25 protein-coding genes, 1 other RNA gene and 3 pseudogenes are annotated in these 23,904 nt (G+C 35.2%); 14 read left to right on the top strand and 15 right to left on the bottom strand.

Going from position 1 to position 23,904, the window contains the following annotated elements:
- The first annotated feature begins 1 nt into the window (after position 1).
- Positions 2–1,720, top strand: coding sequence for a monovalent cation:proton antiporter-2 (CPA2) family protein (locus ABWU58_RS07750; RefSeq protein WP_353283135.1), 1,719 nt, complete (start codon positions 2–4; stop codon positions 1,718–1,720).
- A gap of 30 nt (positions 1,721–1,750) precedes the next feature.
- Here ABWU58_RS07750 and ABWU58_RS07745 read toward each other — a convergent pair whose 3' ends face one another.
- From ABWU58_RS07745 to ABWU58_RS07730, 4 genes are read right to left on the bottom strand one after another with little or no spacing between them, the layout of a single operon-like run.
- Positions 1,751–2,368 (bottom strand): SURF1 family protein, encoded by a 618-nt coding sequence (locus ABWU58_RS07745; protein WP_353283134.1) that lies wholly within the window; start codon positions 2,366–2,368, stop codon positions 1,751–1,753.
- Between the two features lies 1 nt (position 2,369).
- Complete coding sequence (gene bfr, locus ABWU58_RS07740) at positions 2,370–2,846, bottom strand: bacterioferritin (RefSeq protein ID WP_353283133.1); 477 nt, start codon at positions 2,844–2,846, stop codon at positions 2,370–2,372.
- A 59-nt stretch (positions 2,847–2,905) separates the two neighbouring features.
- A complete protein-coding gene (locus tag ABWU58_RS07735; RefSeq protein ID WP_353283132.1) occupies positions 2,906–3,400 on the bottom strand; it encodes an RDD family protein in 495 nt (164 codons plus the stop codon).
- Entirely contained in the window at positions 3,400–4,038 is a 639-nt protein-coding gene (locus ABWU58_RS07730; RefSeq protein WP_353283131.1) for an HAD family hydrolase, read from the bottom strand. The genes ABWU58_RS07735 and ABWU58_RS07730 overlap by 1 nt, the downstream gene beginning before the upstream one ends.
- 167 nt (positions 4,039–4,205) lie before the next feature.
- On the opposite strand from ABWU58_RS07730, the gene ABWU58_RS07725 reads away from it, so the two are divergent.
- Positions 4,206–5,336, top strand: a complete 1,131-nt coding sequence (locus tag ABWU58_RS07725; RefSeq protein WP_353283130.1) for a hypothetical protein — start codon at positions 4,206–4,208, stop codon at positions 5,334–5,336.
- A 34-nt stretch (positions 5,337–5,370) separates the two neighbouring features.
- On the opposite strand, the gene ABWU58_RS07720 is transcribed toward ABWU58_RS07725, so the two are convergent.
- Positions 5,371–5,505 carry a hypothetical protein gene (locus ABWU58_RS07720; RefSeq protein WP_353283129.1) on the bottom strand — a complete coding sequence of 45 codons (135 nt, stop codon included), beginning with the start codon at positions 5,503–5,505 and terminating at the stop codon, positions 5,371–5,373.
- Positions 5,506–6,036: 531 nt separating this feature from the next.
- Positions 6,037–6,276: a hypothetical protein gene (locus tag ABWU58_RS08140; protein WP_410542041.1), complete on the bottom strand. Its 240-nt coding sequence runs from the start codon at positions 6,274–6,276 to the stop codon at positions 6,037–6,039.
- Positions 6,277–6,888: 612 nt separating this feature from the next.
- Here ABWU58_RS08140 and htpG point away from each other — a divergent pair.
- The 3 genes from htpG (at position 6,889) to ABWU58_RS07695 (ending at position 10,595) form a co-directional block, all read left to right on the top strand.
- On the top strand, positions 6,889–8,793 hold the full coding sequence (gene htpG, locus ABWU58_RS07705) for a molecular chaperone HtpG (protein WP_353283747.1): 1,905 nt from the start codon (positions 6,889–6,891) through the stop codon (positions 8,791–8,793).
- 174 nt (positions 8,794–8,967) lie between these two features.
- Positions 8,968–9,675, top strand: a complete 708-nt coding sequence (locus ABWU58_RS07700; protein ID WP_353283127.1) for a lipase family protein — start codon at positions 8,968–8,970, stop codon at positions 9,673–9,675.
- 77 nt (positions 9,676–9,752) lie between these two features.
- Positions 9,753–10,595 carry a hypothetical protein gene (locus ABWU58_RS07695; protein WP_353283126.1) on the top strand — a complete coding sequence of 281 codons (843 nt, stop codon included), beginning with the start codon at positions 9,753–9,755 and terminating at the stop codon, positions 10,593–10,595.
- A gap of 143 nt (positions 10,596–10,738) precedes the next feature.
- Here ABWU58_RS07695 and ABWU58_RS07690 read toward each other — a convergent pair whose 3' ends face one another.
- A complete protein-coding gene (locus ABWU58_RS07690; protein ID WP_353283125.1) occupies positions 10,739–10,831 on the bottom strand; it encodes a hypothetical protein in 93 nt (30 codons plus the stop codon).
- Between ABWU58_RS07690 and ABWU58_RS07685 the strand changes: the two genes are divergently transcribed.
- Together ABWU58_RS07685 and hemA are read left to right on the top strand one after the other, a co-directional pair.
- Positions 10,814–11,497, top strand: a complete 684-nt coding sequence (locus tag ABWU58_RS07685; protein WP_353283124.1) for a hypothetical protein — start codon at positions 10,814–10,816, stop codon at positions 11,495–11,497. The genes ABWU58_RS07690 and ABWU58_RS07685 overlap by 18 nt on opposite strands.
- Before the next feature lie 71 nt (positions 11,498–11,568).
- The gene (gene hemA, locus ABWU58_RS07680; protein WP_353283123.1) at positions 11,569–12,771 is read left to right on the top strand and encodes a 5-aminolevulinate synthase; all 1,203 of its coding nucleotides are present in this window, start codon (positions 11,569–11,571) and stop codon (positions 12,769–12,771) included.
- On the opposite strand, the gene ABWU58_RS07675 is transcribed toward hemA, so the two are convergent.
- From ABWU58_RS07675 to ABWU58_RS07660, 4 genes are all read right to left on the bottom strand, one after another.
- Entirely contained in the window at positions 12,763–13,461 is a 699-nt protein-coding gene (locus ABWU58_RS07675; protein WP_182321100.1) for an inositol monophosphatase family protein, read from the bottom strand. The two genes, hemA and ABWU58_RS07675, sit on opposite strands and share 9 nt — an antisense overlap.
- Complete coding sequence (gene efp, locus ABWU58_RS07670; RefSeq protein ID WP_265026164.1) at positions 13,462–14,028, bottom strand: elongation factor P; 567 nt, start codon at positions 14,026–14,028, stop codon at positions 13,462–13,464.
- Between the two features lie 62 nt (positions 14,029–14,090).
- Positions 14,091–14,597, bottom strand: coding sequence for a ribosome maturation factor RimM (gene rimM / locus ABWU58_RS07665; RefSeq protein ID WP_353283122.1), 507 nt, complete (start codon positions 14,595–14,597; stop codon positions 14,091–14,093).
- A 14-nt stretch (positions 14,598–14,611) separates the two neighbouring features.
- A complete protein-coding gene (locus ABWU58_RS07660) occupies positions 14,612–15,787 on the bottom strand; it encodes an aspartate aminotransferase family protein (protein ID WP_353283121.1) in 1,176 nt (391 codons plus the stop codon).
- A 65-nt stretch (positions 15,788–15,852) separates the two neighbouring features.
- On the opposite strand from ABWU58_RS07660, the gene ABWU58_RS07655 reads away from it, so the two are divergent.
- The 4 genes and pseudogenes from ABWU58_RS07655 to ABWU58_RS07640 form a co-directional block, all read left to right on the top strand.
- Positions 15,853–17,280, top strand: coding sequence for a sensor histidine kinase (locus tag ABWU58_RS07655; protein WP_353283120.1), 1,428 nt, complete (start codon positions 15,853–15,855; stop codon positions 17,278–17,280).
- A gap of 174 nt (positions 17,281–17,454) precedes the next feature.
- Positions 17,455–17,922 (top strand): thioredoxin-dependent thiol peroxidase, encoded by a 468-nt coding sequence (gene bcp / locus ABWU58_RS07650; RefSeq protein WP_353283119.1) that lies wholly within the window; start codon positions 17,455–17,457, stop codon positions 17,920–17,922.
- A gap of 16 nt (positions 17,923–17,938) precedes the next feature.
- Positions 17,939–19,018 (top strand): DNA replication/repair protein RecF, encoded by a 1,080-nt coding sequence (recF, locus tag ABWU58_RS07645; protein ID WP_353283118.1) that lies wholly within the window; start codon positions 17,939–17,941, stop codon positions 19,016–19,018.
- A gap of 314 nt (positions 19,019–19,332) precedes the next feature.
- A pseudogene (locus tag ABWU58_RS07640) lies at positions 19,333–19,945 on the top strand (IS110 family transposase); the annotation flags it as partial.
- A gap of 6 nt (positions 19,946–19,951) precedes the next feature.
- Here the strand turns inward: ABWU58_RS07640 and ABWU58_RS07635 are convergent.
- Positions 19,952–20,056, bottom strand: a pseudogene (locus ABWU58_RS07635) (IS5 family transposase); the annotation flags it as partial.
- An 84-nt stretch (positions 20,057–20,140) separates the two neighbouring features.
- On the opposite strand from ABWU58_RS07635, the pseudogene ABWU58_RS07630 reads away from it, so the two are divergent.
- Positions 20,141–21,354 (top strand): annotated as a pseudogene (locus ABWU58_RS07630) (IS256 family transposase).
- Positions 21,355–21,495: 141 nt separating this feature from the next.
- Here the strand turns inward: ABWU58_RS07630 and ABWU58_RS07625 are convergent.
- The gene (locus tag ABWU58_RS07625) at positions 21,496–21,774 is read right to left on the bottom strand and encodes a DUF2671 domain-containing protein (protein WP_353275930.1); all 279 of its coding nucleotides are present in this window, start codon (positions 21,772–21,774) and stop codon (positions 21,496–21,498) included.
- Between the two features lie 258 nt (positions 21,775–22,032).
- Here ABWU58_RS07625 and ABWU58_RS07620 point away from each other — a divergent pair, with 258 nt between their 5' ends.
- Positions 22,033–22,680, top strand: coding sequence for an O-methyltransferase (locus ABWU58_RS07620; RefSeq protein WP_353283117.1), 648 nt, complete (start codon positions 22,033–22,035; stop codon positions 22,678–22,680).
- Between the two features lies 1 nt (position 22,681).
- Here the strand turns inward: ABWU58_RS07620 and ABWU58_RS07615 are convergent, their stop codons facing one another.
- Entirely contained in the window at positions 22,682–23,335 is a 654-nt protein-coding gene (locus ABWU58_RS07615) for a glutathione S-transferase family protein (RefSeq protein WP_353283116.1), read from the bottom strand.
- The gene (locus tag ABWU58_RS07610) at positions 23,332–23,748 is read right to left on the bottom strand and encodes a hypothetical protein (RefSeq protein ID WP_265036816.1); all 417 of its coding nucleotides are present in this window, start codon (positions 23,746–23,748) and stop codon (positions 23,332–23,334) included. The genes ABWU58_RS07615 and ABWU58_RS07610 overlap by 4 nt, the downstream gene beginning before the upstream one ends.
- 61 nt (positions 23,749–23,809) lie before the next feature.
- On the opposite strand from ABWU58_RS07610, the gene ffs reads away from it, so the two are divergent.
- An RNA gene (gene ffs / locus ABWU58_RS07605) (signal recognition particle sRNA small type) lies at positions 23,810–23,899 on the top strand.
- The last annotated feature ends 5 nt before the right edge of the window (positions 23,900–23,904 follow it).

Here is a 23,904-nt window from a genome sequence, read left to right as displayed (position 1 = left end):
CATGCACAGTGGCTCTCAGCATTTGTTTGATATTATAATTTTACTTTCTGCTGCTGTGTTTATAGTCATAGCGTTCTGGAAAATGAATATTAGTCCAGTGCTCGGTTACTTCGTTGCAGGTGCAGTTATTGGTTCTCATGGATTTAATCTGATACACTCAGCTGAAGCAATGGATAATCTTGCAGAATTTGGTGTAGTTTTTCTATTATTCATTATAGGCCTTGAATTGACATTTGAACGCCTGATCGCTATGCGTATTCATGTATTTGGGTTTGGTTCTCTTCAAGTTATAGTTACCATGGTAGCAATATGGTGCATCGCTCTTGCTTTTGGAGTGAATACGAATATAGCAACAGTTATTGGTGGTGGGCTTGCGCTATCCTCAACAGCAATAGTGTTGCAGGTTCTGCAAGAAAAAGGTTCTCAAGCAAGTCAGGTTGGTAGGTTGTCGATAGCAGTACTATTAATGCAAGATTTTGCAGTGGTACCATTAATAGTATTGGTACCTTTACTCGCTGGCAATTCTGAGCACAGCCTGATAAGCTCATTGGCAGGTTCATTGGTGCAAGCAGCTATTGCATTAGTGCTGATATTTATAACTGGTAGATTATTGCTTAGACCTTTATTTTCGGTTATTGCTAAAATGGAAAGTAATGAGATCTTTATATCAACAACGCTTTTAATAGTATTAGGAGCAGCATTTATTACTGAGCAATTTCATTTATCGTTGGCATTAGGTGCATTTGTCGCTGGATTGTTAGTTGCAGAAACAGAATATAGACACTCAGTAGAACACGCAGTATTGCCATTTAAAGATTTGTTTCTTGGCTTATTTTTCATGACTGTTGGTATGTCCATCAATACCGAACTTTTACTTAATAAGTTACCACTAATCACCTTATTATCGATCATCCTTATCGTTTTAAAAACATCTATCATATATATATTGTGTAGATTTTTTGGGTTTAAGAGCGCACCTGCTATACAAGCTGGGTTACTGCTTTCACAAGGCGGTGAATTTGCGTTTATTTTATTTCGCTTAGCAGATGAGCTAAATGTGCTACCAAGTGAAATCGCTCAAGTACTTATGATGGTAACTACAGTAACCATGGCTTTCACTCCTCTTTTGTCGGGGCTTGGAGATTGGATAGCAAACTCACTTAGCACTGAGAAAACAATATTAGATGATGAAGCTGTTGAAACAGATACACAAGATCTTTATAACCATGTAATAGTTGCTGGATTTGGTAGAGTGGGATATATGGTAACAAAAATGCTTACTGCGGAGCATTTAAGTTACGTTGTTGTAGATATTCAATCGAAAATAGTCAAAGAAGGAAAAAGTGATAGTTTTCCTATATATCTTGGAGATGTTACAAGATGTGAAATTTTAAAATCAGTAGGAATAGAAAGAGCTCAAGCTCTCGTTATTTCAATAAAGAATGAAGTTACTATAAAAAAAGTTGTTTCCTTAGTTGCTGCAAATTTTCCGCATGTAAATATTGTAATACGCTTGCCAGATCTGAGTAATGTGGAGGTTTATAGAGATCTAGGAGCTAGTAAAATTATTCCTGAAACATCTGAGATAGGATTGCAGCTAGGTGGAGCTGCACTGAGCCTCAGTGGTATTAGCGAAAGTGGAGTTACGTCTTTAAAAAGTAGATTTAGAAAAGGCAATTACAGTATGTTAAAAGACCTTGGTAGTGATAAAGATGAATGACTACTTCTCTAATTTTATGTACAGAAAGCTTCAAGCTTTATTGAGGTTTTGCCTATGGTAAATTACGCACATAATCAACCAAGTTAAGGAAAATGCAAACCAAGTGATTGCATATTCCAAATGCTTCATTGGCTGTATAGCTAATTTGCTGCCAAAATTGTTCGGCCACAATACACACTTCTCTAGCTTAATACCTAACTCATTGGAGATTTCTTCTGTGTTAAAAGTAAACCACGTATTCGAAGCAGTATCATTCTTGATAAACCAATTTTTGCTTTTACTGCTATCGCAATATAAAACTCCATTAGCAGCTACTTTTTCGATTTTTGCTTTTTCCTCTTTGTTTTCTCTGACTATTCCTTTATTCACTAACATGTAACGTCCAGTGGTGAGCAACATAGGAGACAGCACGTGATAGCCGCGTTGCCCTGCAAAAACATATAGTTCTATGTCACTTAGAATCCCATCGATCTTGACGTGTCTGTAGTTAAATTGTGCAAGATCATCATTGGGCAACAGATGAACAACAGGAAGATTCATATTTTTGATAATATTATTCTTCCAGTTCAATCTGAATACTTGCCATAATCCTAATAAAAAAAGGAGCAAACAAGGTACAATTAAAATAAATACTATTTTTTTTAACACTCTATATTTGTGTTCTTAAATAGTTTTCAACACCCATTAGTTCAATAAGATCGATCTGCTTCTCAATCCAATGGAAGTGCTCTTCTTCATTTTTTAACATCTCTTCTAATAACATTACACTAACAAAATCTTTTTCTTTCTCAGCGATAGAAATCGTTTCTTTGATATCCTTAATACCTTTTCCCTCTAATTTCAAATTAGCTTCTAAGATTTTTTGTATTGTGTCTTTTGTAAACTTTCCATCATACTGTGATATTTCATTTGTATCTTGAAAATTTGGTACACCTTTAAGCAATAAAATCCTTTCTGCCAACTTGTTTGCATGTTCAAGTTCTTCGTTAAGCTCATTTTTTACCTTTTCTGCAAGTCTATTAATTCCATTGTTTTTGAGAACCGCAAAATGCAAAAGATACTGGCGTACAGAAGTCAGCTCATTGGTCAATAATTTGTTCAAATGTTTTACTATCTCTTCATTCATAATCTTCCCTTAGTTCAATTTATCAGCATAATTTATATGATAACGACGATTATAGCAACTCATTTAATGGTTCCTTTGATAACAACCGTATAAAATAGCATGTCGTGGTATGTCTGTTTCTTTTTAGAAAAACAAGCAACTAGATACCAATAGAGGGTGAGCAGCACTATAATTACTTTCAATGCACTCAAGACATTCACTAATACTTCCTGATCTTGTAAAAGTTCAGTAAGGACAACTACTACACTGTTTAACAAAGGAAGAAAAAGCTGGGAAGAGCTTCTGTCAAACGCTAAATTCAAGTCTATTTTAGAATTATCTAAATTGATAGTACATATATTCATCAACTGTTGACCTGGAGTTGCCTGGGCCTTTGAAGATATAAAATATGTGAAGTAACTACAATTCGTACACATATATGATAAATGTAAAATCAACGGTAAATCCTTTAACAATATTATAATTAATAGGGTTGGAATTAATAAAATTGCTACATCTATTAAATATGCGCAAAAGCGCCTTTTTATACTGGCAATCTCTGTAACAGCAGTCATTACCTATCTTCTAAATACTTTATTATAAAATCTGTAAGTTTATCAAAATGTTGAAAACATAACAAATCTTCATAACCGCTTATTGATTGACCATATATAATAGGTAAACAATTGGCATTTTGCGCACACAGGATATCTGTGATGCTATCACCAACGAAAAACACATTTTCTCTATTTATAGGCAACGTACTCTCTTCTAGTGCAAATAGCAGTGGGGTTGCAGATGGTTTATCTTCCGCGGTATCGCATGACCCAACTACTCTTTCAAAGTAAGAATCTAGTTTAAAATAGGCAACTTCTTTACGTAAATTAGTATTTTTCTTATTACTTACTATTGCTAGATAAATATTGTGGCTTTTCAGTGTCTGCAACATTTTCTCTACTCCTTGATTCAGAGCAATGTTTTGCAATAGTGCATCATCTAAATATTGTTGATATATCTGATTTGCTTTTTTCCACTGATCGCCAAATAAATTGACCATATAGCTCTTTCTCGACTCATGGGAATTTCTATCGGCAGCTTTATTACTATACCCCATTGAGTTTATGGTATGCTTAATAGCATTAAAAATGTTATCTTGAGTGTCAACTAAGGTATTATCCCAATCGAATACTACTGCTAATTGACTATCCTTCATCTCTTATATGGTTATACATTTCAACTTAATAAGTAAATAGCATTTTAATAAAAAAAATATAAATAGAACGCTCTTGATAAACACTCTTTACCACAAGTTATGTTAACTGTTTTTTATATAATTAGCTAATATACTGGTTATATGATATGTTTTAATAGGTAACAGGTATGGCCCAGACATCTAAAGAAAGTGTTGAAAAAAAGTTTAAAGATGTTTTTGAACGTTCTCCAGGTGCTTTTCCAGAAGGTACCTCATTAGAAGAGAAGGTTAATTATATCGCAAAAGGAACAGAGGCTCTAAAAGCTGTGAAAAATAAGGAGCTTGAGAACAAAATGAAAAACGTTGCAGAATTGAATCAGAAATTTGAAAGTCAAAAAGGACGTGCAGATGAAAAAGTACGTCAAGATTTTGAAAGAATTGCTGAGCTTGACCAACAATATAAAGGGAAGGGCATCTTCACAGGTGAAAAAGTTGCAGAATCAAAAAATGACAAAAAATTTCAAGAAGCAGCTAACACTCTTAGAGAAACTACAGCAGAAGGTAAAAGCGTTGAACAGAGCGGACAAAAAAAGACTACTGAAGCTTCTGTGCAAACAGATACACAGCCATCAAAGCACGATTCACAAACCGTTAGTCCTTCAGTGAGCAAGAGTTCTGTAAAAGAGAAGCTCAACAATAAAAAGCCTGAACAGGACAAAAAAGATAACATGCCTCAACCACAAGAAAATCAAAAAGAAGAAGGGTTTTTGAGTCTTCTGAAGCGCTTTGTTAAGAAAATGTTAGAAAAACTTTTGGGTGAGGATGAAAAGAGTGTGGAGAATACTCATGACATGAGAGAAGCGGCTCAAAAAAATACATCAAATAATGAAATGCAACAAAAAAGTATGGATCAGAGCTCTTTCATAAATATAAATGGAAAAGAGTTCAATTTAGAACCGGAAAAGGCTTTTAATTATCAGGATAAAGCTCTCAACATTAATATTACATACAATAGTCCTGAGACAAAGCAAAATCTACAGCAAGATACAACTTCTCCCGATATTGCTAATGCAATTAACTTAAATATTAATGGTAGGGAATATAATGTCCAACCTGGTGAATCTTTCAATTATAAAAGTCCCGGCTTAGAAATCAGCGTGGTGAATGGTCATCAACAAAGTAAAAACTTTGACAAGATTTTAGATCAAGATCGGAGCATAAGTGAAGATTTAAAGCAAGCAACACAACTTGAAAACCCAATGATAACGCCTATTCATACTCCTAAAGTGAATGAAGTAAACACAGGTCGTGAAAGGTGATCCGCTTTCAAGCTTCATTAGTTTAAAAAAGTATTTAATTATACAATAATCCCACAACTGTGTGAACATTGTGATTTGAATCCACAAGGGAGGATGTCATCCAAGTAGCCCCTTCTCCTGTCATCCCAGTGCTTGACACTGGGATCCAGGAAAGTTTGCTTGTGAGCAAGCAAACTAGCATAGAAAGTGGTTACAACATTTTCGATGAGATTATATGGAAAACTGGATTCCAGTGTCAAGCACTGGAATGACAGGGTATAAACCTTATCGTCATCCAGCCACGAACCGTCATACCGTCACGGTATCTCTTAGCCGCTAACAAGTAGCGGGATGACGAGGTTATCGTCATGCCACCGCGAACCGTCATACCGCGATTCATTCGCGGTATCTCAAAGCATAGATCCCGCTAACAAGTAGCGGGATGACGAGGTTATCGTCATACCACCGCGAACCGTCATACCGCCACGAACCGTCATACCGCGATTCATTCGCGGTATCTCAAAGCATAGATCCCGCTAACAAGCAGCGGGATGACGAGGTTATCGTCATACCACCGCGAACCGTCATACTGCCACGAACCGTCATACCGCGATTCATTCGCGGTATCTCAAAGCATAGATCCCGCTAACAAGCAGCGGGATGACGAGGTTATCGTCATGCCACCGCAGACCGTCATACCGCGATTCATTCACGGTATCTCTTAGCCGCTAACACGTAGCGGGATGACGGTTGTCAGGCTAGTGCCTTCTCCTGTCATCCCAGTGCCCAGACACTGGGATCCAGGAAACTTAATTGCAAGTAATGCATTGGGTTTGGTGAGTATGGGTTTTGCGTTATAGAATGAAGCACTTTTGGTGAATTTATAAAGAAAGCTGGATCCCAGTGTCAAGCACTGGGATGACACCCTACTAGCGGAAGTTACTCTCAAATGTTTGTTCATGTTAGCTACAAACATTAAGAAATTTACCAAACGAAAAAAAAGGCAAAAGAAGCCCTGGTCATTGTCTATTTTCTGTATTGGCGTTTTTTTAAGTCTTAAACGCTGCAATTTAGCTGCTTTTAAATGCAACTAACCTACGCTGCAAATGTTTAAGAAATTTACTAAGCAGAAAAAAAGGCAAAGAAAACCTAGGGTAGCTAGTATTCAAATTCTCCCTTGTTCTATTTGACGTCTTTTGATGTCTTAAACGCTTTATAAGCGCGTTTCGGCTTGTATAGGTAGAAACCCAGAAGTTTTATAAAGACATGAGGTGCACATAGTGCAAAAAATTAAGCATGATTTACGCCAAATACAAAGTTCCCTTTGTCGTTTTAATCTGCAGATTGCGAAGATAAATAAATAGCTTCACTTCCATGATAAGGGGGCTGGCGAAGGGTGTCAAGTAAGTTTTTTCGTTTCATCCAATGCGTTGCCAAAAGTTTGTTATGCAAGAGATCCAGCAAATTGGGTGTCATAATAACTATACCCATATTAATTTCAGTAATATGGACTTGAAAGATCGTAATTCAATACTTAAATTATTAGGGTAGTAGGCAAATAATGGAGCTCAAAATGCATAACGTACAAGAAACTGAAAATTTAAAATTTGATGCTGAAGTAGGGAAAGTACTGAATATAGTGATTCATTCACTTTATACCAATAAAGACATTTTTCTGCGTGAATTAATATCAAATGCATCGGATGCATGTGATAAGTTGCGTTATGAATCTCAACTAAACCCTAATTTGCTAGATTTGAGTGATGAATTAAAAATCACTATCAGCTCCAATAAAGATAAGAATGAGCTATATATCACTGATAATGGCATCGGAATGAACAGACAGGATTTAATAGATAATCTTGGCACAATTGCGAGTTCTGGTACGCAAAAATTCTTAGATGCGATCAAGAATAATAAAGATTCAAGTCAAACTGTAGAGCTGATAGGTAAGTTTGGTGTCGGTTTTTACTCAAGCTTTATGGTTGCATCAGAAGTAATAGTAGAATCAAGAAAAGCTGGAGAAGAGGAGTCTTGGGTCTGGAAATCCAAGGGAGATGGAGAGTATTCGATAAGTAAACTAGATAATCAAATTTCTCGTGGAACTAAAATTACACTCATTATGCATCCTGAAGAGAATGAATTTTTAGATAAATTTCGTGTTGAAAACATTGTCACTACTTACTCTGATCACATAAATTTTCCTGTTGAATTCATAAATGAAGAAGGAAAAAGTGAAAAGTTAAACAGTAAGGCTGCAATTTGGACTAAGCCAAAAAATGATGTTACTCAAGAGGAACACAATGATTTTTTCCGCAGTGTTGCTCACGTTGGCGGGGAGCCTTGGATGATATTGCATAATAAAAATGAAGGTGCAATAGAATATACGAATTTGCTTTATGTTCCTTCCATTAAACCTTTTGATTTATTCCATCCAGATAGACGTTGCTCTGTGAAGTTATATGTAAATAAAGTATTTATCACTGAAGATAACGTACAGATCATACCACAATATTTGCGTTTTCTGAAAGGTATTGTTGATTCACCGGACTTGCCTCTTAACATCAGCAGAGAAACGCTGCAGAATAATCGTGTTGTTGAGCAAATCAGAAAATCCCTCACTAAGCGTGTAATATCAGAGCTCGGTAAAAAGGCAAAAGAGAATTTAGAGGAGTACACAAAATTCTGGACCAATTTTGGTGCAGTATTAAAAGAGGGTCTTTGTGAAGCTATGCCAACTGATGAGAGAGAAGCGCTGCTCTCAATTTGCAGATTTCATAGCACTGGTGATGAGAAATTAGCCAGCATTGATGACTATATAAGCAGAATGAAGCCTGAGCAGGAGCATATCTATTATCTCACCGGAAATAGCCTCGATTCAGTGAAAAACAGTCCGCAACTTGAGGGGTTCGTCAGTAAAGGACTGGAGGTTCTTCTATTCGTTGATCCAGTGGATGATTTCTGGACCAGTGTAATTCATGAATATAAAGATCAAAAATTCAAGTCTGTGACTCGCGCTGATGTTGATTTGGAAAAATTCTCTTCAGAAGAAGATAAGAAAGATGAAGAAAATAAATCGAATGGAGAAAAAACTGAGGAAAATACGGATCCTATATTGCAATATTTTACCAAGGTTCTTGGCAATTCAGTGAAAAGCGTGAAAATCTCAAAAAAACTGACTGACAGCCCTGTATGTCTAGCAGTTGATGAAGGTGCTATGGATCTTCGCATGGAGCGTTTTTTGCGTGAACAAAAGCAGCTAAATTACCGCACGCCAAAGGTGCTGGAAATAAATACTAAGCATCCTGTAATAAAAAGTATAATGAAATCTCACGCTGAAAATGGTGAAAATCCAACATTGGAGGACATGATTCATTTATTATTTTACCAAGCTTGTATCGTGGAAGGCGAAGAGATGGATGATGTAAGTCTGTTTGCTAAGAGAGTTAATAATTTGCTTGGCAAAATTGTTGTCTAATACTATACTAGATTAGTTATTTATGTGAGGTAATATATAATTAATCTACTTAGAAAACCTATTCCACAAACAGCAGGTGTTACAGGTAAAGTTAAAAGCAGGAACAATTCTAGGGATCTAACTAAAATTGCAGGATTTAACCAAAAGAAGTTATTAGAGATGGTCAATTTCGCTATGGTAGGCTATTATGTTAGCGATTGTGGTTGTAAAAACAATGAGTTTGTTAAGCTAAAGAAAGGAGGATATAAAACTCCTGCTCAACTTGAGAAAGAGGGTTACAAAGTTGTTCAATTTCATGGCATTATTCCCGGTCGAGAAGTTCAACATACTGGTTATATTTTCATAAGGGGTAAGGAAGTAACTATAGCATACCGCGGTACTTGTAATTCTTATGACTTCAAGATAGATGTTGAAATACCTTTAATTCGTCAATATGAACTTCTGCCCAAAGGTGGTGAAATTCACCTAGGCTTCTACTCCGTATTTGAAAATTCCTGGGAGAGTCTTTACGGGATATTAAAAGGGTACGCTAACGATCAAGGATTAGAAATCAGAGATTTAAAAATTAATCTTACAGGTCACAGCATGGGAGGTGCTGTCGCTAACATAGCTGCTCTATGTTTGAGCGTAACAGAGAATGTAAAAAATTTACATGTTGCAACTTTTGGTGCCCCAAGGGTTTTTGACTGTGATGCTGCTAAAGTTTGTAATGAGCTTTTTGGCAGGAAGACTATTAGGGTAGCTAATTTATCAGATGCAATACCTGCAGTACCATTTGGTTTTATGCATTACAAACATGTAGGCAAACAATTAAAAATAGGAAGATATTCCGTGCCGGCGTGCATGACCACAAATTGGAAGTTTATCATGATCTTGTTCTAAAGATAAAACCAAAAAATTTTAAGTCGGATAATAATACATCTGCAACATGCTACATCCTTTCCCGGGCTGCTAGGGAAGTGTATGATGTACTAACTGTACCCAGTTGCCTTATTCCAAGCACCCATTCAAGTAGCGATAAGCAATATTTTAAACAAGTGAAAGATCAACATAAGAATGCTTCATTTTCTGAAATAATTAATAGATATTCTGAGCTCAGCAATAGAAATGATAAATTTCTTGACAAAGATAGAAGAAATGGTATTATGGGTGACATAAGGGCTTCAATAAAGAAGCCCAGAGGCAATAATAATAAGGAGGGTGTAATGACCAAATTTAAAGAACAAAGTGAAAAGTCAGTCAGTTGTGGGGGAAGACTTCATAATATTGACAATTTGACTAATTCTAAAGGAGGATCGACGATCAATTTTAGGGAACAAAACAAAAGGGATGAGACTGGTTTGGCAGAATTGTTTGAAAATTGGGCCGATTCGGGGGAAATTTCTGATATTGGCAGTACGAATAATCTTGAAGAAGGTGAAAAGACTGTGGCTGAACGTGTAGAATATTTTAACAAGCATTTGAGCAATCCTAAACCTAGTAAGCACACCCGTCTAGGAGTACCTACTGTGGGTGTCAGTTTAAAACAAAGTAAAAATAAGTCAGTCAGTTTGGCAGAAGGACTTCCCGATGTTAATATTTTGACCAATTCGGGAATAGAAACTCCTGATGCTGACAAGTCGACCAACTCTAAAGAGGAGAGACAAAGTAAAAAGGGGTCGGTTCAGAAAAGACTTTCTAATTTTTTCCGTCCTAAAAAAAAGACACAAAGTAATGAAAGAATCAACAAGAAAGCAAACTTAAAGAAATTAAGGAATTGTTTCCGTTTTCTGGGATTCAAACTAACCAAGGAAAGGCCATAGAAGAAATTCTTTGTAATGTTCTTGAGAGTGTTGATCTTGAGACAGTAAAACTTATAGTGGGACAGAAAGAAATTGGTATAACTGAATCTACTAAATCTGCTTTACAAGAAGCATTAAGTAAAGCCAAAGCGAAAATTGCTAGTTTAGAGGGCGAGGAGAAAAGTAAACAAGGAGGCAAACTCAGAGAGATTGTGAAACTTCTTAGTGAATGGCTTTATGTGATTCAAAATGATCATGCACCATCAGTAAGTGATGAGCTAGATTCTTCAAGTAAAGATGTTAGTGATACTACAGGTACTCTTGCTAATCAGTCTACTGAATACATAACACTACAAACAAGTGATACGCCAGATTCTCCAAGTGATAAGGGTAATCCTCAGCTTGAAAGCGAAGGTGATCCACAACTAGAAGTTTCAGCTAACAATACAAGCACTGTGGATGATGATATTAGTTCTTTAAGTGGTGATGAGCACAGTAGCGCCTCTTCAAATGCTGGCGATGTGTCTACAACTGAAGATATTACTGACAATGAAAAGCCTGTGGTAACTACAACAGATAGTAAAGAGGGTAATGATCAACTTACAGGTAAAGGTGATTCACAAGGTCCGCAGATTGTTGTCATCGGTAATTCTAATAACGTAGTTGTTGAAGATAACGATGTTGAAACGCATCCACAAAACACAAAAAGTAGTAAGCTGCCTGTTGTAGCTGCTTCTGCACTAGCACTAGCTGGAGTTGCTTCGGGGGTAGCTATTGTAGTTTGCCTAGAGATGTTAGCAGTGGGGATAGCAGTTGGAGCTTGTTGTCTGGTTGCTGCTGCAGTTATATACTGCTACACACCTAAAAGCTCAGTTGAAAACAGCAATGTTGAAACTGTTAAAACAGCTGAACTAACAGCATAATAAGGAATAAATATTGTAGTTTACCATTTAATAATTTATTATAATTATATTAATTATTAGCGAATAAAAACTTGGTAAACTACGAAGAAATATTCTTAAACAAAATCAAAGATATAAAAGATGAGGGGCGCTACCGTGAATTTACGCACTTTGCGTCATTGCCAGGTAGGCTCCCCCACATTATGGACTACGAAAGAAATAGGGAAGTAATTGTTTGGTGCAGTAATAACTATTTGGGAATGTCACAGAATGAGAGTGTTATTGCTGCTATTCAAAATTCATCTGTTGGCGCTGGAGGAACAAGAAATATATCTGGTACAACAAAAGAGGTTGTCGAACTTGAAAAATCCTTAGCTTGTTTGCATAAAAAAGAGGCTGCTTTAACTTTTGCTTGTGGCTACCTTGCTAACCAGACTACACTTAGCACTTTATCGTCTATTATCCCAAATGTAGTAATTTTTTCAGACGAGAAGAACCATTCTTCAATGATAGAAGGCATAAAATCAGGAAAAAGACCAAAACATATATTTAAACACAATGATGTTGATCACTTAGAGCAGTTGTTAAAATCCGTAGACACAAAAACACCAAAGATAATAGCACTTGAATCCGTATATTCAATGGATGGCGATATAGCGCCGCTTGAAGCGATATGCGATCTTGCAGATCAACATAATGCAATCACCTATTTGGATGAGGTGCATGCAGTTGGCATGTATGGTTCACATGGTGGCGGAATTGCAGAAAGAGAAGGCCTGATGGATAGAATAACCGTCATTCAAGGTACACTATCGAAGGCTTTTGGAGTGATGGGTGGGTATATAGCGTCTTCAAAGAGCTTGGTAGATGTAATAAGAAGTTCCGCTCCAGGATTTATTTTCACCACTGCTATGTCGCCTGTTTTAGCAGCGGCAGCAAAGGCAAGCGTTGAACACCTAAAATCGAGCAACATTGAAAGGGAAAAGCAAAAGCAAGTCGTTGAAAAAGTAAAAAACTCACTGAGAAATACAGGAATTAATTTCATTCCAACAGAAACTCATATAATTCCAATAATAATTGGCGACCCAGAGTTATCCAAAGGAGCATCAAAATTATTATTTGATGAGCATGGAATATACGTTCAACATATAAATTATCCAACAGTGCCAAGAGGAACTGAGCGTTTCCGTATTACCCCTACACCTTATCATACTGATGAAATGATAGAACATTTAACAGAATCTCTTGTAAAAGTTTTCGAAAAGTTGTCTATCTCTGTAGCCTGTTTATCCTAATTTAATATCGCCAGCAATAATCAATCCGTTGTCTTCCGTTAGCCTTCCACCGCTTTCTTGCAGAAAAAGTCTACCGAGCAAGGCTTTATATTTGTTAACTCCAGAGTAAACTGCTCCTCTGTGCCTTCCTGCTGCAAGGTACGCAAAGCCTAAAATTGTTGAACCGATGGAGCGTACATTACTATTGCCAGGCAGCAATTTATTTAATAAATTACCACTTACATCTATTAGACCCCCTTCACGGCTTTTCACCCGCATTTTTATATGACGAGATCTAAAATCCTCAAGAAAAGCACCTTTCTTTTCTTCTGCCCAAAAAGTTTCTCTAAGAGCCGGAGCATCAATTACAGCTGCCACAACTTTATTTTTATGAATGAGACAGACTGATACTGCAAAATAAACCATGCAACTAGAAAAATTCTCCCTGCCCTCTATAGGCATAATAAACCAAGTGTAACCGTTATCTTTTATTTCTTGGTCAGTATCATCTTCGGAAATAAACCCATAGTCTCGTTTGTAGTCGTGCAAGCAATCGTATATGGTTTGCTTGGATTTTGAATAAGTTTTATTAATGAAGTCTGCTGATTTAACATTAGAAATTTGCAATTCATTAAAATCGCGCATAAGCTGCCTGGAAGCACTACGCACAGAATCAAGCATCACATTGATTCGTGGTGAGGAAATGGACATTTACTCTTTTACTCTTTCGTAATAGCTGTCATCAGTAGTGTGTACTATAATTTTATCCTCTTCTTTTATAAACTGAGGCACGTTAACACGCATTCCGTTTTCTAAAATTGCAGGCTTATAAGAAGCAGTAGCAGTTTGTCCTTTAATAACAGACTCTGTTTCTTTCACAGCAAGTGTAACATAATCAGGCACATGCGCAGAAATTATTTTGTCTTGATAAGTTACTACTTTAATTTTCATATTATCTTGCAAATAAATCTTTTTTTCTCCCAATAATTCTAAATTTATAGTGATTTGTTCGTAATTACTTGGATGCATAAGATTTACAATGTTTCCTTCAGTGAAAAGGTAAACATACTCCTCTTCATCTAAAATTGCCCTTCTGATTGTTGCATCAGAGCGAAATCTTTCATAGTGTTTTGCTCCGGTTTTAATGTTTTTCATTTCGGCTTGTATGTATGCACCACCTTTACCAGGTTGAGTATGCATAATACCTACAACCAAAAATAATCCGCCGTTATGTTCCAACACCTGACCTGGTCTGATATCGTTAGCTCTTTCTGCCATAATTACATTTTCAGTTTGATCTTACAATTATAAATAGCTTTATATAAATATCAAAGTCTTTATTAGTCAATAAATTCTGGCATATTGAGCACCATATACCTCTCCTTTATGTTTATGTGCGGAAACATTTCTTTGGTAAAAGACAGCATAATGCGTTTTTTTGTGCTGATAACTAAAATTTCTAATATATCCCCTGAGCCGAAATTATATATAGATTTTACATAGCCATATAATTCATTACTTTCCAGCCTTACTTCCATATCTACAAGGTCACTTTGATAAAATTCATCCTCATCATTTAGCTCCAGTAACTTGCTTCTTTCTATATATAGCTTCTTATTCCTTAAAAGCTCTGCTTCATTACGGGAATTTACTCCGCTTATTGTAGCTATTACTAAATTATCACCTATGACGGATACCGAGTCTATTTTATAATTCTCATCACCACTTATTAGCTCACCATATAAGGAGATATTTTCGGGCTTTTCAGTAAAGGTTTTTACTTTAACAGCTCCTTTAATTCCGTGAGGAGAAGTAATAATTCCTAAGCATACCAGATTGTCGTTCATATTAATACAAGTATCTAATCAGAAGATTTCTCAGATAAATATTGTTTCAGAATCTCAATTCCTTCATCAATCTCTTTTCCAGTTATGATTAATGGAGGCAAAATTCTCACAACGTTATCTGATGTTACTCCAACAGTGAGTAAACCACGATGACTTAACTCTTCTGCAAACTTTTGATTGTCTGCTTTCACTTTTATTCCAAGCATTAACCCTTTCCCTCTCACTTCTTCTATTATTGGAAATTTACTTGCTAAGTCTTCTAATTTATTTTTTAAATACTTACCTCTAATTTCAACATTTTTCAAAAAGCCAGGACTGAGCAATTCTTCGAGCACAGCATTACCTACTGAGGTTGCAAGCGGATTGCCACCAAAAGTGGAACCGTGCATACCGACCGCCATATACTTAGCAGCCCTTTCAGTTGCAAGACAAGCCCCTAGCGGAAAGCCTCCTCCTATTCCCTTTGCAAGAGCACATATATCAGGTTCCACTCCTATATGTTCGTATGCGAATAATTTTCCTGTCCTACCAGCACCGCATTGTACGCAATCAAAAAATAGCAATATGTCATTTTCATCACACAGCTTTCTTAGTTCTTTCATAAAGACTTCATTCATTACTTTGATACCACCTTGCCCTTGTATCGGTTCTATTAATATAACACCTATACCACTTAAAATTGCTTTCTTTATGCTCTCAATATTGGGCTCGATGTTATCACACCAATCAATGTAGGGATTTAGTAATTCAGAAAATTTCTGTTTATCGTTTGTAGCACAAGTTAAAAAGGTTCTTCCATGAAATGCACCATGAAATGTTAAAATTCTGTGACGGTTCTTATTGCCTTTTCCGTTTTGATAGACCCTAGCAATCTTAAGCCCACATTCTACTGCCTCTGATCCAGAATTTGAGAAAAATACAGTGTCAGCGAAACTGTTGTTTATTAATTTTTCTGCAAAATTATTGGCAGCAGGTATATTATAGGTATTTGATATATGCCATAATTCTTCTCCTTGCAATTTTAGAGCACTAATTAATCGCGAATTGGTGTGACCTAAGCTACTAACGGCTATTCCAGAGTGAAAATCTACGTAGCGCTTACCGTCAATATCATACAAGTAAATACCTTTACCATAAGAAAAATTTATGTTAACAGGAGAATAAACTGGCAAAATAGGAGAAATTATCATAAAATATTATATGCTAAATTTTATTATTAATAACATAAAAACCGTTGTTTCACAATAAGAAGGATATGTATAAGCTAGGTAAATTAATGTTTTCTGCGCTGGAGAAAAACAAATACACAAAAGTTATTGCATTACTCTCATCGATCTTTATGATTTTATTCAGTGTGATATATTGTAACTATTTACCAAGGAGTAATTTCCTTTCTTCTTACCGTGATTCAAGTGTAAACTTAAAAAGTATACTGGAAAATGGCATAATAAAAAAATACCATTATTTACTAATAGAAAAGCATCACATTAAATACAAAAATTTTGACTACATAAACCAACTGGTAAAACTGCGTGCTGAATTATTACAATCAGTGAGCAAAGTAAAGGATTTCAGCTTAATACTGTATGATCAAAACAGCAGAATAATATTCAGTAACTTTAACACTCAAGATCATGATTATGAACAGTTGCTTACAAATGATGAAATTGATAAACTACTAAATAACCAAGAAATATTTTATACTACAGGAAATACATTAACTTCTATTTTCCCTATATTCCATGAAAATAGCGCTAAACCGTCGTTTTTTTTGAAGATTCTTCGAAACTACAATAATTCTTATGTTATAGCATATGGCCTATTTTTAACATTTTTGGGCTTATTATTAATAACTTTAATATTAATAATGTTCTATTTGCACTTTTCTAATACCCAAATGCTAGCCAAGCAACATAAAACTAACATTGAATTACAGCAGATAAAAGAGGCATTAGAGCAAGAAAATGCAAATAAGCTAAAATTTTTTGCAAGCGTTACACATGAATTACGCACACCCCTTAATGCTATTATTGGATTTGCGGAGTTGATCAAAAATGAAACTTTAGGTTCAATGGATAACTCTCAATACAAGGAGTATGCAGACGATATATATAATGCAGGAACACACTTACTTACCTTAATTAATGATGTGTTAGATTTTTCAAAAGCTGAATCAAGTAGTTTAACAGTAGAAAAAGTGAAGTTTAACCTGAACAAAATAATAGATTCATGCGTAAATATGCTATTACCTAAATTAAAAGAAGCCGGGATTAATTTAAAAAAAGAGACGACTAATAAACAATTATTAGTCATTGCAGATCCTAAGAGAATGAAACAAGTTATAATAAATTTATTATCAAACTCAATCAAGTTTACTCCCAAAGATGGTTTAATAAGAATGGTGATAAAAGAAAATATAGAAAAAAACTTATTAACTATTGAGTTTCATGACAATGGAATAGGAATAATGCAGCAGGATATATATAAAGTTATGTCTGTTTTTGGCCAAGCAGATTCGGGATATAGAAATGAAGGTACGGGCATCGGATTACCGCTAAGCAAGAAATTAGTAGAGTTAATGGGTGGAACTTTCGACATTAAAAGTGAAGCAAAACTTGGTACTACGATAACATTGAACTTTTTTTATGAAGAACAAACATGTGAAGATTCGATTGATTTTTAATAGGATCTATTGATATGGTCTTGAAAACCACACTTTATCAAAAGCAGCAAGCCGAGAAGGCAGTTATCAATAAGCTCCCTGTCAAGAATCTTATCTGTGTTAGCTATATATAAAATTTGATACTCTGACTACAATATACTACTATAGATAGAAGTGTTATTAATGGAGCAAGGTATGGAGTTAGTAGTAGGAAATAATGCACCTGATTTTAGCTTACCAACAGATTCTGGTGAAAATTTATCACTGAGTGAATTTTTTGATAAAAAAAATGTAGTTCTTTATTTTTATCCTAAAGACGATACTCCGGGTTGTAGGATGGAAGCAAAAGGCTTTAGAGATAAAATAGATAATTTTTCTTCCCTTGACACAGTGATAATTGGTGTATCAAAAGATAGTGTTAAGCGCCACGCTAACTTCAAAGCAAAATATTCTCTGCCATTTTCTTTAGTTTCTGATGAGAATGCTGAAATGTTGGAAAAATATGGTGTTTGGGTAGAGAAAAGTATGTTTGGCAAAAAGTATATGGGAATAGAACGCACTACTTTTTTAATAGATAAAAAAGGTAAAGTAGTGAAGATCTGGAAAAATGTAAAAGTTAGTGGACATGTTGATGAGGTTCTGGAAGAAGTAAAGAGAATATAAACTAAAGAATAGGTTAATGGCTACCCATTGCTACATAAAAAAGTTGAAATTACATAATTTTCGTAGCCACTCAAACTTTGAACTGGATTCAGATGATAGCTCAGTTGTAATAACTGGCAAAAATGGTATTGGTAAAACTAATATACTTGAAGCAATCTCGTTGCTTGCTAAAAGCAATGGAATGAAAAAAGCAAAAGCCAGTGAGATACAAAATAGATTCAGTAATGAAGATTGGGTAGTGCACTATGATTTTTTTAATGGAACGGATTTTAATTCAATTGGTATCGCAAAGAGCTTTGATAAGAAACTAATACAAATTGATGGAAAAACGCAATCAAGTTATTCATCTCTGTATAAGATATCCAATGTAATATGGCTGATTCCACAAATGGACTATGTTCTTCTTAATTCTCCAAGTGACAGATTAAAATTTTTAGACCGTATAGTTTCACTGTTTGAAGAAAATTACACTTGCTGCTACATGAAATATAGAAAAGCTAAACATGAGCGAAGTAAACTATTGAGGGAGAACATTTTGAACAAAAACTGGTTCTCTAGTCTTGAAAACATAATGGCCGTTAATGCAGTTAGTATTTTACATATGCGATCGTCTGTTTTGAAAATATTACAAGACACAATTGATAACCATTCCAGTAAGCTTTTTCTGAAGGCAAGTTTGAAATTCAGCAGCCAGCTAACTTTGGACGATACTGCAGAATATTTTCAGAATCGTCTAAAGGAAAACAGAGAAAAAGATTCATTGACTGGTAGAGTAACCTTTGGTGTGCATAACGATAATTTTCGGGTTTTTTGTCAAAAAAGAAACGTACCAATAAATCTGTGCTCCACTGGAGAACAAAAGTTATTACTGCTTTCTATTATTTTATCCAGTGTAAAAGCAAGGTGTATTCACTACAATAAGGCACCACTTCTTCTACTTGATGATATAATGTCTCATCTGGATAAACATTACAGAAAGGCGTTAATAGAGGAAGTGTTAAGTATTCAATGTCAAACTTGGATAACTGATGTAAATCAAGATAATTTCAATAGCTATCTTTATTCTTTCAAGTTTTTTGAATTGTTAAGTAAATAAGTGACAATATTCTTCTGCAAAAGGAAAGAAATACTTACGTCCTTGGTCTTTTATTATATGACTGTGACCTTTCTGATTGACCTTACCCAGATGATATGAATAAGTATTGCTTGGTTGAAAGCAAGAGAAGATAATAACTTCTCAGAGTGGATAGGTGGCAGGTTGGTACTTCTTTTGAGGCACTTTCTGCTCTTACATGGAGTGTAGGAAGAAGACCTCGTGACCCAGATTCTGCCACCGGTGAGGCTCACAAAATGTGATGACCTCGTATAGGAGTTTGGAACAACCGGTACTCTGATATATTGAAATATGCAATTGGAGGAAAAAATGCGTCACATTGGAGTTATACTAATAGTTTTACTGCTTGTTATCTGCAAGAAGGGAAGCCAGAGTATATTCAAACGTTTTGCTTAAAAGACTTGGATAATTTTATCGAAAATCTTCAAGAAACAGATAAAGTGGCTATAGAAGCAACAGGCAATAGCTGTTTCTTTTATGATGCAGTTTCACCTTACGTTAAGCGTGTGGTAATAGTTGCTCCCGGACAGTTTGAAGTTGTGCGCCGCTCTATACACAAAACAGACAAGCATGATGCAAGAGCTATTGCTTTCTTTCTAAGCAAAGATATGTTGCCTGAGGCAAGGCATAAAAGCAAACAATGTTAGCAGTTAGTTTCTATTCTTCAAACAAGAGATCTGTTAGTAAAATCAAAGGTATCTTTAATCAATAAAATGCATAGTCTTTTTAATTACCACGGGATAAAGATTAAAAAGGAAAACTAAAGTGGGATTTGAGCGTTCTATTCAACAGTATACCTGGAAGCCTTTAGAGAAGATTGAAATTGAAGCAATTAGCTATCATTTGGAAGCCACCCGAGAAACCCTTAAAAACCTTGAAAAGGAAATTATAGAGGTTGTCCGGAAACTAGTAAATTCAAGAATATTCCCTCTGTAACATAACCCTGTTTATAGCTAAATATATGAAATTTTCAGTAGATGTTGTAAGCAAATCATACTCCTTTGATAGCCTTCTATTCCTCAAGCAAAAGTGGGAGTGTTAAATAAACTGTGTCAAACCGAAAAGAAAAGTAATAAATTGATATAAAAAAATGGAGGTTTGACAATGAGTCAGAAAGTAGTAAACAGAACTACCGGATTGGTAGATTATAAAGAATTAGAAACAAATATCCTGTCGTCTATACGAGAAGGAAGACCGCTGACAGGAAGGGACGGAGCATTAACACCGTTTATAAAAAGGTTGCTGGAGGCGAGTCTAGAAGGTGAAATAGAAAACCACTTGTTGGCTGAAAGTGAAGAAAATAATCGAAGAAATGGGAGAAATGCAAAGACTTTACGTACAAGCGCAGGTTCATTTGAGCTTTTGACGCCAAGAGATAGAGAAGGAAGTTTCGAACCACAAATAGTCAAAAAAAGGCAAACAAACTTACATCCAGAGCTTGAAACGAAGATTTTGAGCACATTTGCCAGTGGTATGGGCTATAGAGATATAGCGTCACATGTTGAGGAAATTTATGATCACAAAATATCGGTGGCAGAGATATCAAGTATTACTGACAAATTACTGCCTGTAATCAATGAATGGCGGAGCCGTCCACTGCAATCAGTATATCCAATAGTGTTTATGGATGGGATGTTTTTTAAGATCAAGGAGGACGGACATTGCGTGAGTAAATGTATGTACAACATATTAGCAAAATGGCAGAAAAGAAGTACTGGGCTTTTATTTGGCTGAAAGTGAGGGAGCTAACTTTTGGTTGGGAGTACTAAATGATCTAAAAGAGAGAGAAGTAGAAGATATTCTAATTGCCTGCGTTGATGGGCTAAAAAGCTTTCCTGCAGCTATAAACAGCGTGTTCCCTAATGCGGAAGTACAGCTATGTATAGTGCATCAGATACGCAACTCACTGAAGTACGTGGCTAGTAAAGATGCAAAAAGTTTTTTGAGCGATTTAAAGAAGGTATATCAAGCTTCAAGCAGGGAAATTGCCGAGAATTATCTATTGGAATTGGGTGAAAAATGGGGCACAAAGTACCCTATGGTTTTGGCAGAATAACTGGGAAAATTTATCTGGTTACTTTAAGTATTCTGACCCAGTTAGGAGGATAATTTACACCACCAATCCCATAGAGGGGCTACACAGACAGATCAGAAAGTTCACTAAAACTAAGGGCTCGTTTACCAGCTTGTACAAACAGGTATATTGTGCTATAAAGAAAGTAGAGGAGAAATGGACTATGGCTTTGCCTAATTGGGCATTAACTATGTCTCAGCTCGACATTTTCTTTCCTAACAGACTGAAAATTGAGTTGAGTTAAAAATGCGGTTTGACACAGTTTATTTAACACTCCCTTCTTGAGCGAATAATTTCATTATACTTGACATGGAAACAAAGGGGGTTAAACCCTTTTCACAATCTCCTATCTATCGTTTCTTAAACCACTCTGCTGAACGGATACCTATGCTGAGCCATTGTTTTTCACTACTGTTTGTTGTTTTTTACGCTCAAACTCTCTTTTTTTACTGTGCCAAGTGTAGTAATACATAGCGATTTTATTCTCTATTAATACTATTGTCCCATCATAAAACTGAACCATATCCATAACTTTTCTCTGAGCTTCATTAAAACGTTCTTTATACTTTTCACGATAAGCTGGATTATGTAGTAACATAACCCCTTCATTCTTGTTAGATTTTTTGTTTAACGTTTCAACTTCACTAGCAATAGTATAAGACATATAACCCCCTCTAATTGATTATAAAAATTATATTTTAAAAAGAGAAATGCGCATAAACAATCCCTTTAATTCTAGTATAATAATCGATTGTTTATTATACTAGTTAACCATAGTACGATATATAATAATTTTTGTCACTTAAAATTTTATACTATGAAATAATAACTTAAAATAAATGTTTTTATTATTTTAAACTATATTATTATATTTATAAATTGTGTATGAATTAAGCCTCCCTAATTTATAATATAAAACGTAATGCGTAATAATTCTAGTATAAAATTGTCATATATAAGAAATCTATTTGCAAAAGAATATAAAAAAATAGAAGAATATTGTATTCTTGAAAAAAAGCAACATATTCAGATTGGCCCTGAAGAAGGAAAGCTATTAAGTTTATTTATAAAAATCCATAAAATCAAAAGTATTGTTGAGGTTGGCACATTATACGGTTATTCGTCGATTTGCATGGCAAAAGCTCTACTGGAAGATGGTCACATATATACAATAGAAAATAATTTTCAATACTCAAGAATAGCAAAAAAAAATTTTAGTGCTTTTAATCTGAGTGATAAAATTACTCTAATAGAAGGCAATGCATTGGAAAAACTTAATGAATTATCAGCAAAGGCACCATTTGACATGATATTCATCGATGCTGACAAAAGTAGTTATCCTAAGTATTTAGATTGGGCAGAGTCATACATTAAACAAGATGGGCTAATCGTTGCAGATAACACTCTATTGTTTAATACAGTATTTTTAGAATCGCCTCCAAAAGAAGTATCAGAAAAATCATGGCATGCTATGAGGGAGTTCAATAATAGATTATCAGATGAAAAGAAATATTTCTCTATATTGATTCCAACTGATGAAGGAATGACTGTAGCTTTAAAGCTAACATAAGTTAAAAATCAAGGTCAGCATAATGTTTAGGAGGGATTAAACCAGAAATCCTCTCTAATAATATCTCACGAAAACAAGGCTTTGATTTAACAATGGAGTACCATTCTTTTAAAATTTTACTTTTTTCCCATGGAAAACTACTTACATAATCCATTACGGAAATATGCGATGCTAAAGCAATATCAGCTAAAGTGAACTTATCAGTTGCAAGCCAAACGTTCTTGTTAATTAGGTGTTCGATGTATTCCATATGGCAAGGCAGGTTATGCTGAGCTGCATGAAGAAATCTAGAGTCAGGGCTGCGGTTAGTAATTACTTTTTCATTCATAATATACTTAGTAACTTCATTGTAAAATTTGTTATCGAACCAATTGATTAGAGCACGTATTTTAGACTTAATAATAGTGGATGAACCAAGTAATTTGACGTCGCTATTGTAAGTCTCTTCTATATATTCACAAATGGCATTACTATCCGCTATTACAAAGTTATTATCTATTAATACTGGTACTTGCCCGGTTGGATTGATCTCCATAAATTCATTCCGTTTTTCCCACGGATTTTCATACACTAGATCGCAGCCTAATTTTTTTTCTTTTAGAAAAGCTCTAACTTTTCGTGAAAATGGACAAAGAGGAAAATGATATAAAATCATAATGTTCCTCTTTTGTTATCCCAGTACCTATAGGTTGTTATTCCAGTGTGTGACACTGAAATCCACATCTTTTTTCTCTGGATCCAAGCATAGCTGTACGAACATTCATTTTTGAAGGTAAATTGCACAGCAAATGGTGTCATTCCAGTGCTTGACACTGGAATCCAGAAATTTTGCTTATAACTGAGCTGATGAGCTAAAGGTAGTTGTCTTACGCTAAAACAAACGTTTTTAATTAAGTTGCATAGAAGCTGGATCCCAGTGTCTGGGCACTGGGATGACACCCCACTGGTGGGAATTGCTCCCAAACTACAACGTTCGTACAGTTGTGGGATCCAAGTTGGAATGACAAGGGAAGAGTATTTTAGGTAACAGTTGTTTACTCCAAAGTAATGTTGCAAAAGGTCTAACATATAAATTATAAGACTAATATAGGATATACCTTGCTAAATAAAAAAAAAAGTATAATATTTTATAAGGTATGCAGGCAAAAACTCTGTAATTTGGTCAGATCAGAAATGAAGCAGCCATATCAGAACCTTTTTGGGTTGCATACCTATTTCATTATT

The organism is Wolbachia endosymbiont (group A) of Pogonocherus hispidulus (assembly GCF_964028195.1).
In the GTDB taxonomy this organism is placed as follows: domain Bacteria; phylum Pseudomonadota; class Alphaproteobacteria; order Rickettsiales; family Anaplasmataceae; genus Wolbachia.
The sequence above is the reverse complement of the archived record's forward strand: the minus strand, read 5'-3'. Positions and strand labels throughout refer to the sequence as shown.